Raw genomic sequence first — 12,967 nt, 5'->3', positions numbered from 1 at the left:
TCTTTTTAGGATAATTAAAAGTACTTTTTCTTATATTACAATAACTTAATACTTAAATTATTTTTCTTAACCCCGTCACTTCCCATCACCCAGCCACAATAACATGGATCCATAAAGGAAAAATCAATTTTTGATGGGGTTTTATATACTAAAATTTGATACAAAATTTAATAACTAACATCTTGAAATTACATCAAAATAAACTTACCCAACGTCCAAGAATATAGATTTTTCAATGTATTTTGATCTGTTTTGCCAAAAATTATAAGCAATTCAAACTATTTTTTTAATACGAATTGATAAGGAATGTTCCCCATTATCATTTGGCAATATATTATACTAAACGGATATATGAAATTAATTTTAGTAAAATTATTGTGATAATATTGTTGCCAATAAGAATATTTTTTGATAGGATCATATAATTAGTTTAAAAATTTCAGGGTGGGCACCATGGTAAATGTAACCAGCAATGATAAAAAGTCGCTACAAAATCTTGCAAAGACCGTAGCGCCGGCAAAAACCGATTTGCCATTGGATGTAGCCCAGCAATTATTAGTATCCACCCCAAAACGACTAAATAGCACCACACTGACAGGAAGCAATAGCAAACTGGCCTCGCGCAACGTAGCTTTAAGCAAAATGCTGACCGTTGACGACAAGATCGAGCTGCAAAGCAAATTAATAACCTCTATTTCTGCCGGACGCCGCGATATAGGGCTAAATTCGTCGTCAGATCGCAACGGATATGTTGCCGCCTATCGTTTTGGATTTGGCATGTCGCAAAATGACTTGGATAATATTCGTCTGGTCGGCTGGCGTCGTTGGGTGGACGATCAAGTCAATATACCTTTGACCGGATTGCAAGCGGCCGATTTCCTACAGGGTTTTGGCAGCACTATTCTGCATCAGCAAAATTATTGGAAACGTAAATTGTCGTATGGAGCCCTCAGCCAGCATGAACTGGTCAGCGGCGCGGGTGGATATTATGGCGGCGTAGTAGGTACGCCCGGCAACACCGATCCCAACGTGGATTGGGGTTCAGCCAATATGCATATGACCTTGATAAAAATCTGGCAACGCGAAAGCGCCCTGTTCCTGCGCCATGCGGCCACCACCAATTATCCGATTCTAATGAATTGGGCCATGTTCTGGACAAATCATTTTGCAATAGATTTCAGTTTTAAGACCGAATCGCAAGAAGCAATTCAAAAAACCATGCTGCAACATTCTTATTTCAGCGATATCGCTAAATTAAGTCTGGGCAAGTTCGAAGATTTGTTAATCATGGTGGCCAAACACCCAGCCATGATGATGCATTTAAACTTAGACATCAGCACCCGTCAGGGCTACCAAGGATCGCAAGGCGCCAACCAAAATTATGCGCGGGAGTTGATGGAACTGCATACGGTTGGCCTTGAAAGCGGATATGACGGCATTACCGACGTTCAAAAAGTCGCCGCCCTGTTAACGGGATGGCGCATTCGCCGCGGCGGAACTTTGGGTACATTATCATCCCTGCTCGGCGTACCGGCCGCGGATGTCGGACAATTCTATTTCGATCCTGCCGCGCATGACAATAACGCAAGACAAATTTCATTTGGCGATATTAAATTTGAAAATGGAGCCATAGGCGGCAGTGGCGGTGGCGGCGGAGTCGGCGGCCCGACCACACCTCCGCAATCCAATCCGAATGAAGGCCTGACGCACGGAGAAACTTTCCTGCGCGCCTTGGCCCGCAGCCGGTTTACAGCCACCAGAATCGCCAACAAGCTGATTGCTTATTACTACACGCCGGACATGAATTCATTCACCGCGTTCAATTTAAGGGACCGGTTGGTTGCAACTTATATGCGCACTCAGGGCGATTTGCGCGCGGTACTGACCGAATTAGTTGCCGGCGGCTCCGCCGCTTCGCCAATCTCCAGCTTGAATCCGGTACGCCCGATGGAATACCTGATCCGTCTTTTGCGCGTTAAAAATGACATGGTAAAAATCACGCCTAATGACTATCAATGGAATTTTGACACGCACATGCGGTATAATTGGGTTCCATATATGCGTTATTGGACTTTGCCCGGCTATGCCGTAAATTACGGCCGGGGCAATCGCGACGTACAAATAGCATCACAAAATATGATGATGCTGCATCCGGTCGAAGGCTTGATCGTCTATGAAATTTCAAGGCTTGGCGAAGCCTGGGGTTTCCAACGCGATGTGCGCGGATATATTCCTGGCATAAACAATATCGATGGATTGCAGTTGGTCAACCGCGTGAAATTATGCCAGGCTCCGAATTTAATGGGCGAGCTGCCACTGAATATGCAAGCGGCCAATTTTTACAATCAGGCCATCGGCCCTCTCGGTACAGTTGTCACCCAATCCAGCACCGCGATACTTTTATCGCGTTTAAATAGTGGATCTGGCCCGTTACTGCCAAATCAAATCGGCAACAGCATGGGATTAACGGCTGTTATGTCTTCCATTCCTATGATTAATCGTGGTTAGTCCAAAGGAGAATATTATGTTAAATCGCCGCAGTTTTTTGAAAAATACCGGAGCTTGCACCGGCGCTTTCATGGCTTCTTCTCTTTTGCCTGATTTTGCCTATGCCAATTTGCCATCGGAAAATAAATTCGTTTTGGTTTTCCTGAATGGCGGCGCGGACCAATATTCTATTCTGGCGCCGGTTTTTGAAAATGAATATTACAATATTCGCGGCCAATACGCGGCCGAAGCGCCGGATGGCCCATTGCGTTATCAGTGGGTACAAGGCCGTCCGGTAGGTGAGGAGCGTGCGTTATCGCTTGGCCACAATCAATATGCCCTGCATCCTTTTATGGCTCCATTATTGCCGGCTTATGCGGCTGGGCAATTGAATTTCATTATGGGCGCGGAATTGCGGCCTTTTGGCGTCAATACCAGATCGCATTTTGAAGAAACCGATACCATGATGCGCGGCGGATTAACCCAAGGCAGCACAGGATTTCTTGCGCGCCTGGTAAACACCGCGGCAGATCGCATGACCGCCAATCCAGCCATGCAAACCGGCGATACTAATTTAAGCGCAATTTTGAACGGCGCCAATGGCGCATTCAATTTTTCGCCGCCCGCTCAATTGACCAGTCCGGAAGTGTTGCGCGAATTGATGGTATCTATGTATGGATCCAATCCAGCATATCGCGGAAAATTGGAAACCAGTTTCAATCAAAACACGCAGATCGACAGTTTATTCTCCGATCCTACTTTGCGCCAGCAGGCTTTAGGCCGGGATTATTCGATTGGATCGTTCGTGTTGAATTGCCGCATCGCCGCTACTTTGTTGGGCGGCGGCGCGCTAGCCCCATCGGTTGTTTTTATGAATATGTTTGGTTATGACAGCCATGTCATGTCGGATTTCGGCTGGAGAGGCAGTCATGCCGATACTTTCCGCACTCTGGCAAATGGTTTGGCTGCCTTGCGCCAAGGGTTGATCGACAATGGTGAATGGAGCAAAACCACCGTGATGGTCATTTCCGAATTCGGCCGCAGTCCGCAAATCAATGGCCCGACCAATCAATCCAATTTCGGCACCGATCATGGCCATGGATCGTGCATGATGGTGATGAGCGGCAATCCGCTATTCACCCGCTCGGCCGGCAGCAATGGCATTTACGCGCGCGCCGGATCGATCCAGCAAAACCGGATTAATGGTAGCGGCGATTTAATCGGTCATGTTAATGCGTATTCGGTAATACGCTTTTACTTGCAAGCGCAGTATAATTTAACCAACGCGCAAATGGATCAAATATTGCCGGGCGTAACCGCCTGGCAACCGGTTGTCGGCTAATAAAATATTACTCTTGTTTTAATGGACGGTTCAAAAGCCCGTTCATTGCGTCTTGCACTGAAATTTTTCCACTGATTAACGCGTTTACCGCCATGGAAATCGGCAGTTCCAGCGATTTTTTCTGCGCCAGCTCGCAAACCGCGCGCGCGGTTTCAATACCTTCAATGGTGGCGGAAATTTTTTGTTTGGCCTCCGTGGGAGACGCCCCCTTACCCATCAAAAACCCATAACGAAAATTGCGCGATTTTTCGCCGTAACAGGTCAGCATCAAATCGCCCATGCCGGACAATCCCATCAAGGTTTGCGGATTGGCACCCATATGCGCCGCCAGCCGCCCGATTTCGGCAAGACCGCGCGTTACCAATGCCGCGCGCGCATTGTCGCCAAGATCTTTGCCGGCAACCACCCCGGCGGCGATGGCAATCACATTTTTCAGCGAGCCGCCGATACAAGTACCGATCACATCCGCCGTCCAATAAGGCCGAAGAGTTTGCGACCCAAAAACATCCAACAAAGATTTGCCGATTGCCTCGTCCGCGCAAGCAATTGTCGTTGCGGTTGGCAGTCCTTTGGCGACTTCGTCGGCAAAATTCGGCCCTGACAAAACCGCCAACGGATGATCCGGGAAAAATTCCCCGGCAATATCGGTTACCAACAAATCCGTACCGGTTTCAATGCCCTTGGCCGCAATCAGAATCGGTATGGATTTTGCCACGTGCGGCCTTACAACGCCGCATACCGCGCGAATTTGTTGCGCCGGAACGGCAATCAAAATCGCATCCGTGTCCTTGGCAATACTTAGATCACAACTGGCGGGCATTGGCGGCAATTCCTGTCCGGGCAAATATTTTTCATTGCGCCGGTTTTTTTGGATATCATCAACCACCGCCGCGTTCCTGGCCCATAAAACCGGTTTTTTGCCGGCGCGCGCGATTGCGACCGCCAATGCCGTGCCCCATGCGCCCGCACCCAAAACCGCCACTGTTTCCATTTTTTTCATCAGGCTTTTGCCCCTGCAATTTTGACAGAATTTTCATCCAGCGGCCAGCGCGGACGGGCCAAGACAATTTCCGGCTTCATTCCAGCCTTGATCCGTTCGATCGTGGCCCAGGCCATCATCACCGCATTATCGCTGCATAACGATAAAGGCGGATAAATCGTTTGCCAGCCGCGCGCGGAAGTCGCCTCGGTTAAACGCGCATGCAGGTATTGATTCGCGGCAACGCCGCCGGCAATCGCCAAAATTTTATTTTCCGGTTTCAAACCGGGATGATCCCGTTCAAACTGCATCATGGCATTTTGTAACCGATCGGCCAGCATTTCGCCAACCGCAAATTGAAAAGACGCCGCCAAATCGGCCTTATCTTCGGGAAATAAGGGATTATGCAGCGCTGCCACTTTGTGCCGCAACGCGGTTTTAAGGCCGGACAAGGAAAAATCGCAACCCGGTTTGCCGCGCATCGGCACCGGCAGATCGAATCGTTTATGCGTTCCGTCCTCGGCGCATTTTTCCACATGCGGCCCGCCCGGATAGCCGAATCCCAACAATTTCGCGGCCTTGTCGAACGCTTCGCCCACCGCATCGTCAATCGTGGTGCCGAGCCGTTTATATTTTCCAACCCCCTCGACCGATAAAAATTGCGAATGTCCGCCCGATACCAACAATAATAAATACGGCAATGGCGCATCATGCGTGAACCGGCAAGTCAACGCATGACCTTCGAGATGATTCAATCCATAAACCGGAATATTCCGCGCAAAGCCAAGCCCTTGCGCCAGCGTCAAGCCAACCAATAACCCGCCAATTAATCCCGGGCCAGCGGTTGCGCCAATCGCATCGATACCGTTCCAATCAATCTTGGCTTCTTTCAAACATTCTTCGACCATGACGGGCAGAATTTGCAAATGCGCCCGCGCGGCGATTTCCGGCACCACGCCGCCATAACGCGCATGATCTGCCGTTTGCGAACGCAGTTTTTGCGCCAATATCGTTTTATCGTCGCGCACGATTGCGACCGCGGTTTCATCGCAGCTGCTTTCAATTCCAAGGACGGTAATACTCATTTTTGCGCTATCGCTTGCTTTCTATTGGCTTGGCCCATAACTTGGCCTATAATTGGACCGCATCATGGCCGTCCGCCCTTTATAAATCAAGAGGTTGTTATGAGCGATTCTGTCTCCAGCGCTTCCAAAAATTCTGCAAAACCACCCCTGCTGCGCCGCCTGTTCGCCCTGTTTCTGGTGATCTTGTTCGCCGGCATTGGCGGCAGCATCGTTTTATACGCCAAAAAAACCGGATATGACGGACTGCTCAGTTCATCTGCGCCGGCGGTTGCGGAAATGGATGTGAAACAAACCGCAAAACAGGCGCCCGCAACAAAGCCCCTTCCAGATACAGAAAATAACGAAATGGTCGTCGTCGACGATTCCATCGCAAAACAAACGGGTATGTCCGATTCAACCGCAAACACCGATGATTCCGGCATGGCGGGGCGCGGCGATTCACCGGACGTCGAGAATTTAAAACAGCAATTGAAGAATATGGAAAACGATCTGGCGCAAAAGGACAATTATACAAAATCGAGCGCGGAAATGACCGGCACCATATCGTCGTTGCAAAAAGAAGTTTCATCGCTGACCGAAAAGGTAAATCAGCTGGAACAATTGACCGTACAGTTGCAAAAATCGAACCAGCGCGGCGTGCAAAATGACGTGACATTGCTGTTGGCGGTGAATAATTTGCAAATGGCGATGGCCAGCGGCCGTCCATTCGCCCAATCGATTGACATGCTGAGAAAACTGGCCGATGGCAATGCGGAAATGGAAAAAATTATCAACTCGCTGCGCGGCGTGGCGGAAAATGGCATCGTCGATTTGCCATCGCTGCAAGCAGAATTTTCCAAAGTCGCGCATAGTTTAATGCAGGCGCAAGCGCAACAAAACGCGGCGGATTGGGCGGCAGGATGGGCCGGCGAGGGCATGATCGCGAGCACGATCGGCAAAATCGCATCGCTGGTGACGGTACGCCGCACCGGCGAGGAAACGGGCAACGATTTAGAGGCCAACATCAATTCGATTGAAACGGATTTAAGCCAGAACCAGTTGCAAGGGGCGCTGAAGACAGTGAAATCTTTGCCGGCTTCTGTCCACACCGAAGAACTGGACGAATGGCAGTTCAAATTATCGGAACGCAATACCGCCGATATGGCGCTGGCCGAATTGCAAAAAATGATTTTAACGCGCCTGCAATCCAACACTACCGTCAACTAAGCGGGATTTTGCATGATCCGCAGCATTTGGTTTTTCCTAAAACTCGGCGTTCTGTTATACGCCTTGTCCTGGCTGTTGCGTCACCCGGGCGAATTCCATTTGTCGCTGGGCGATTATCAAATTGAAACCACCAGCGCGGTGGCGGTGATCGCCATCATGCTGACCATCTTATTGATCGTCGCGATTTTGCGCATCGGCGATTGGTTGAATTTATGGCCGACCCGTGTGGCCAGATGGCGCGAGAAAAAGGGCATTCGCGCCCTGACCCGCGGATTTGTGGCCATCGCCGCCGGCGACAGTTCCGAGGCGATTCGCGAAGCCAAACGCGCCCACCGGTTTTTGCCCAAAACCCCGCTCAAAAATTTATTGCTGGCCCAGGCAGAACAATTGCGCGGCAACCGCCAGGGCGCGGCCAAACATTTTGTCGCGTTGATGCAGGATGAAGAAACCGCGTTTCTGGGATTGCGCGGATTGTTGAACCAATCTCTCGCCGATCGCAAATATGACCAGGCGCTGACATACGCCAAACAAGCATTCGCCAAACAGCCGGATTCGGTCGCAACTTGGCGGATTTTATGCGAGCTTGAGGCACGCGCGCATAATTGGAAACGGGCCTTGGAATTATTGCGGATGATCGAACGCCGCCGGGCCTGGCCGCGCGAGCAGATTGACGATTATTACGCGCAAATTTTGGTGGAGGAAGCCAAATTATTCGAACGCGACGGCAACATCGCCGCCGCTTATCGTTTGTACAAAAAAGCCTATGCGCATAAGCCGGATTTGGCGCCAGCCGCCGCCGGGTATGTGGAATGCTTGTTCAAATCGAACCGCAATTTCTTGGCCGAACGCGCGCTGTACCGCACCTGGGCGCATGCGGCGCACCCGGATCTGGCCAATTTGGCCTTGCGATATTTTTCCGGCAACCCATCGAAATTGGTCAAGGTCTTGCGCCGCCTGGAACAAATCCGCCCGGATTTCGCGCCCATGCACAAGGTGATGGCCGAATACGCGATGAGCCAGCAATTATGGGGCATGGCCGCGAGCCACATCAAGGAATTGATGAAGAAATTGCCGACGCCAAATCATTATCGTTTGTTGCAACGTCTGCATCAATCGGTTCCGGCGAACGACAATGTGTTGCGCCATGATTTGCAAAAATTGATTTCGGAATATCAGGATAACGCCAAATTATCGCCCGATGCGGCGTGGGTGTGCGGCGCGTGCCATCACAGCCATTTCCAATGGCGCGCCAATTGCCAAAAATGCGGCGAGTTCGGATTGCAACGGTGGAGCGCGCCGGACGCGTTCGTGCCAATGCGGTTGCCGACGCTATAAGGTTTCAGGTGTCTGGTACCAGGTGCCAGGTTATAACACCTGGAAATACTTGATATTTTTCCTTTATTGTCATAGGTTTCCACCATTCTTGACCTGACACCCGAAACCTGATACCTGAAACCTTCTTGGATCGCCGTTGTAGCTCAGTTGCCCAGCCCGTCCGGCTAGGAGGACATATAAAGTCTACCGACTGAGCGAGAATGGAGAGTCACGATTTTATGGTAAGCCGTTGTAGCTCAGTTGGTAGAGCACGTCATTCGTAATGATGGGGTCGTAGGTTCGATTCCTATCAACGGCACCAGTCTTCGCGCTAGCGAAGACTGTCGCGCCGTAGCCGTATAACGGCGAAGGCGGACTCTATCAGCAAAAATACCTTGCGCTTCGACTCGGCAAGCCAGTTTTAAAACGTAGGTGGGCTGTGTGATCGTCGGCTACGGCTCGGCATGCCCCCCCTTTTTTACTACCGCCATTTATTCATTTCCCCCAAAAGCCACATCGCCCAATCATATTCTTTTGCGGTATCGGCAGCGAGTTCGACCACCACCCGTCCCCGCCGGTCCTTGATCCGGACGGTGAGTTTTTCGTCGAAGCAGTAATTAGGACGTCGGTTTTTCGCGGTTTTAACCCTTTTCATGTATGAGATTATACTCTCATAGACTTTGGGGGTCAAGTGGCGAAAATAGCCGGATGACTCCTAAAGCCGCCGCTAAAATTGCCGAAAAGCAAGAAAAAGAAATTATTAAACGTCTACGCGAAGCGAGATTGGCGAAAGGCTTGACTTATGAAGCCTTGGCTGAAATAACCGGAATTCACCGCACCACCATCAGCATGATCGAACGCAGCAAAATTCATCCTACAATGCTGGTGTGTTTGAAGTTGGCTGTAGTATTAGGATTAGATTTAACAAATGACTGATAATACTTGTTGTAGGCAACAACCGACCATACAAAAATCCCATATAGCGCTATGGAGTGGTGTACTGCTTCTCACATTAGCTTGGTTGATTATGGATAATTCAGGTAAAGAAAATCTTTATTCAGCTTTTTTTACTCTTTTTTCTGTTATTGCCGCAATATGGATGTTTTTTTATGGCGAAGATAAAAAAGAAGAGGATAGAAAAAACGCGATAAAATTAAAAAATGAGATGATCGTTGAGTTTGTACATGAACAAATTAAAAATGCTCACGATATACAAGATTCACACATAGATGCGTTTATTATTGATATTAATAAGGAACTTGGGAAGCCTCTCGCGGAAGATATTTATCTATGTCCAGATTTGATGAGAAGTTATATGGAATATAGATACGCGGTAAAAGCATATCTTCGGGATTTACGTGCATTAAGAACTAACTCACATTATTCTAGTCGTCTTATAGAAATAGAAAATAAATATAAACAATTGAAGAATGCCCACCTTGGTATATGTGCAGCTATAGTATAAACCTAACTCCACCGATCACTCACCGTCATCTGCCTTAGCTGCTACGCAGCTTCGGCGGACAAGCATCAGCTCCACCTCTCTGAAACAGCAACATCCACGACCAACGGCACCGTCAATTTTACCACCGGCTCGCAAGCATTGCGCATGGTGTCTTGCACCAATTTTGTGGCGGCGTCGCACTCGGCGTCTGCCGATTCAAACAATAATTCGTCATGCACTTGCAGAATCATTTTGGCCGTCAGGTTTGCGGCCGCAAGCGCGGCGGGCATTTTGTTCATGGCGCGTTTGATGATATCGGCGGCGGTGCCTTGTAATGGCGCGTTGATCGCCTGGCGTTCCGAAAATGCGCGCGAGGCGCCATTTTTGGAATTGATATCAGGAATGAAACAGCGGCGGCCAAACAAGGTTGTGACGTATCCGTGTTTGCGGCAATAATCCTTGTTATATTCCATGAAATCGCGAATTTGCGGGAAGCGGGAGAAATAATGATCGATGAATTGCCGCGCCTCGGTGTTCGATACGCCAATTTGCGCCGCAAGGCCAAACGCGGAAATACCGTACACAATACCGAAATTGATCGCCTTGGCCTTGCGCCGCGTGTCGGAATCGATTTGATCGAGCGGGATATGAAATACTTCGGATGCGGTCAGGGCGTGAATATCGACATTATCGACAAAGGCCTGTTTCAAGGCCGGAATATCCGCCATTTCTGCGAGCAAGCGCAATTCAATCTGGCTGTAATCGGCGGAAATTAATTTGTGATTCGGCGGCGCGATAAAAGCGGTGCGGATTTTTTTGCCCTCCGCCGTGCGGATCGGAATGTTTTGCAAATTCGGATCGGACGACGACAGGCGCCCGGTATTGGTCAACGCCAAATGAAACGATGTGTGCACCCGGCCGGTTTTGGGGTTGATTTGTTCGGCCAGCGCGTCGGTATAAGTCGATTTCAATTTCGATAATTGCCGCCAGGCGATAATTTTTTCGGCGATCACATGTCCCTGCGCCGATAAATCTTCCAATGTCGAGGCATCGGTAGACCAGGCGCCGGTTTTGGTTTTGTTCCCCCCCGGCAATTTCAGTTTCTCGAACAAAACCTCGCCCAATTGTTTGGGCGATCCCAAATTCAATTCACACCCCGCCAACACAAAGATTTCTTTTTCGTGTTCCGCTATGCGCGCCGCGAAATCGGCCGATAAATCTTGTAATTTTTTGCGATCCAGCAATACGCCGTCGCTTTCCATCCGCGCGACCACGCGTATCAACGGTTTTTCGATGGCATCGTACATAACAATGCCCGATTCGGGCAACAGGCGCGGTTTTAAATATTCGCCAAGGCGCAGCGTGATATCGGCATCTTCGGCGGCGTATTGCCCGGCCTTGTCAATCGGCACCAAATCGAACGTGACTTTATTTTTGCCTTTGCCGGCGACGTCTTCGTATTTGATCGTATTATGCTGCAAATATAATTGGGCGAGTTCATCCATGCCATGCCCATGCGCGCCGCCTTCCAGTACGTAAGACATCAACATACTGTCGTCATACGGCGTTACATCCAATCCATAGCGCCATAAAATTTGCAAATCATATTTGATATTATGCCCGATTTTCATGATCGCCGGATCGGCGAGAATCGGTTTTAATTTTGCGACCACTTTATCCAGCAGAATTTGTTTTAATTTCGCGGCTTCACCGGTGAAATCAAGCCCGCCGTCGGCGACGCGGTGCCCTACCGGAATATAACAAGCAATTCCGGGCGCATAAGACAGGGAAATGCCAACCAAATTCGCGGAAACGGCGGAGAGCGAGTCAGTTTCAGTATCAACCGCCAGCACCCCAAATTTAGGCATTTTAGAAAGCCAGGCATCCAACTCTGCCTCTGTCTGTAAAATAGAATAAGTGACAGTGGACGGTGGACGCTGGGCGGTGGGCGATTTTATATCGTTGGGGTTGGCAATCGGTGCAGAACTTGAACTAGGGGGGATTTTTTTCTGCTCCCCGTTCCCTGTTCCCTGTCCACCGGCGCCCAGCTTCGCCACCATGGTTTTAAAACCTTGCACGGACAAAAATTCGCGCAAGATATTTTCATTGGCGGGTTTGGCGATCAAATCGTCCAGCGGAACCGGCAAATCAATATCGTTTTTCAATGTGACCAATTGCCGGGAAATTCGCGCGTCTTCGGCATGATTGACCAACGCCTCGCGCCGTTTTGGTTGTTTGATTTCCGTGGCGCGCGCCAACAATTGATCCAGCGATCCATAGGTATTGATCAATTCGGCCGCGGTTTTAACGCCAATGCCGGGAACGCCCGGCACATTATCGGTCGAATCGCCGGCCAGCGCCTGCACATCGATCACTTTTTCCGGCGGCACGCCGAATTTTTCCAGAACTTCCGGTGCGCCAATTTCTTTCGATTTGATCGGATCGTAAATGCCGACATTGCCGCCGATCAATTGCATCATGTCCTTATCGCCGGTGACGATGGTGACTTCGAATCCTTGCGCATCGGCCACGCGCGCGTAGGATGCGATCAAATCGTCGGCCTCGTAATTTTGCATTTCGATGGCGGGAATATTCAGGGCCTTGGTCGCCTCGCGCACCAACGCAAATTGCGGAACCAATTCTTCGGGCGGCGGTGGGCGGTGCGCCTTGTATTCGGGGTAAATATCCTGGCGGAAAGTTTTGCGCGCCGCGTCGAAAATCACCGCGATATAATCGAGATCATTATCCGCCTTGGCCGATTCGATCAGTTTCATCATCATATTGGTGAAACCGTATACCGCGCCAATCGGCGTGCCATCCGGCCGCGTCAATGGCGGCAAAGCGTGAAAGGCGCGGAAAATAAATCCCGAACCGTCGATCAGATATAAATGTTTTGGTTTCGAGCCAGCCACGTTCAATGATGCGCGCCGTCATGGGCGGCGTCTGGCGACAGGATATATTTTTTGCTGCAATACGGGCAGTCGATAAAATCGTGAACGCCCATATTCAGGAATACGCGCGGATGGCCCAACGGACCATCGCCCCCATCGCAATTTAATTTACGGGATTGCACAATAACGGTTTCTATGGCTTGTCTGGACATGAGGATT

At 49.8% G+C, this 12,967-nt stretch carries 10 protein-coding genes and 1 tRNA gene; 7 read left to right on the top strand and 4 right to left on the bottom strand.

Features of this window, described 5'->3' with window-relative positions:
- The first annotated feature begins 453 nt into the window (after positions 1–453).
- On the top strand, positions 454–2,508 hold the full coding sequence (locus EYC62_04910; protein TAH35360.1) for a DUF1800 family protein: 2,055 nt from the start codon (positions 454–456) through the stop codon (positions 2,506–2,508).
- Between the two features lie 16 nt (positions 2,509–2,524).
- A complete protein-coding gene (locus EYC62_04905) occupies positions 2,525–3,829 on the top strand; it encodes a DUF1501 domain-containing protein (protein ID TAH35359.1) in 1,305 nt (434 codons plus the stop codon).
- Between the two features lie 7 nt (positions 3,830–3,836).
- Here EYC62_04905 and EYC62_04900 read toward each other — a convergent pair whose 3' ends face one another.
- Positions 3,837–4,829: an NAD(P)-dependent glycerol-3-phosphate dehydrogenase gene (locus EYC62_04900; GenBank protein ID TAH35358.1), complete on the bottom strand. Its 993-nt coding sequence runs from the start codon at positions 4,827–4,829 to the stop codon at positions 3,837–3,839.
- Positions 4,829–5,887: a tRNA (adenosine(37)-N6)-threonylcarbamoyltransferase complex transferase subunit TsaD gene (gene tsaD, locus EYC62_04895; protein ID TAH35385.1), complete on the bottom strand. Its 1,059-nt coding sequence runs from the start codon at positions 5,885–5,887 to the stop codon at positions 4,829–4,831. Before tsaD ends, EYC62_04900 begins: the two co-directional genes overlap by 1 nt.
- Positions 5,888–5,992: 105 nt before the next feature.
- Here tsaD and EYC62_04890 point away from each other — a divergent pair, with 105 nt between their 5' ends.
- The 5 genes from EYC62_04890 (at position 5,993) to EYC62_04870 (ending at position 9,878) form a co-directional block, all read left to right on the top strand.
- Positions 5,993–7,099 (top strand): hypothetical protein, encoded by a 1,107-nt coding sequence (locus EYC62_04890; protein ID TAH35357.1) that lies wholly within the window; start codon positions 5,993–5,995, stop codon positions 7,097–7,099.
- 12 nt (positions 7,100–7,111) lie between these two features.
- The gene (locus EYC62_04885) at positions 7,112–8,434 is read left to right on the top strand and encodes a hypothetical protein (GenBank protein TAH35356.1); all 1,323 of its coding nucleotides are present in this window, start codon (positions 7,112–7,114) and stop codon (positions 8,432–8,434) included.
- Between the two features lie 225 nt (positions 8,435–8,659).
- Positions 8,660–8,735: transfer RNA gene (locus EYC62_04880), tRNA-Thr, on the top strand.
- Positions 8,736–9,070: 335 nt separating this feature from the next.
- On the top strand, positions 9,071–9,349 hold the full coding sequence (locus EYC62_04875) for an XRE family transcriptional regulator (protein ID TAH35355.1): 279 nt from the start codon (positions 9,071–9,073) through the stop codon (positions 9,347–9,349).
- The gene (locus EYC62_04870) at positions 9,342–9,878 is read left to right on the top strand and encodes a hypothetical protein (GenBank protein TAH35354.1); all 537 of its coding nucleotides are present in this window, start codon (positions 9,342–9,344) and stop codon (positions 9,876–9,878) included. Before EYC62_04875 ends, EYC62_04870 begins: the two co-directional genes overlap by 8 nt.
- 65 nt (positions 9,879–9,943) lie before the next feature.
- On the opposite strand, the gene polA is transcribed toward EYC62_04870, so the two are convergent.
- Entirely contained in the window at positions 9,944–12,775 is a 2,832-nt protein-coding gene (gene polA, locus EYC62_04865; protein ID TAH35353.1) for a DNA polymerase I, read from the bottom strand.
- On the bottom strand, positions 12,772–12,960 hold the full coding sequence (locus EYC62_04860) for a zinc-finger domain-containing protein (GenBank protein ID TAH35352.1): 189 nt from the start codon (positions 12,958–12,960) through the stop codon (positions 12,772–12,774). Before EYC62_04860 ends, polA begins: the two co-directional genes overlap by 4 nt.
- Between the last annotated feature and the right edge of the window lie 7 nt (positions 12,961–12,967).

The organism is Alphaproteobacteria bacterium, from assembly GCA_004295055.1.
Lineage (GTDB): Bacteria > Pseudomonadota > Alphaproteobacteria > SHNJ01 > SHNJ01 > SHNJ01.
The sequence above is the reverse complement of the archived record's forward strand: the minus strand, read 5'-3'. Positions and strand labels throughout refer to the sequence as shown.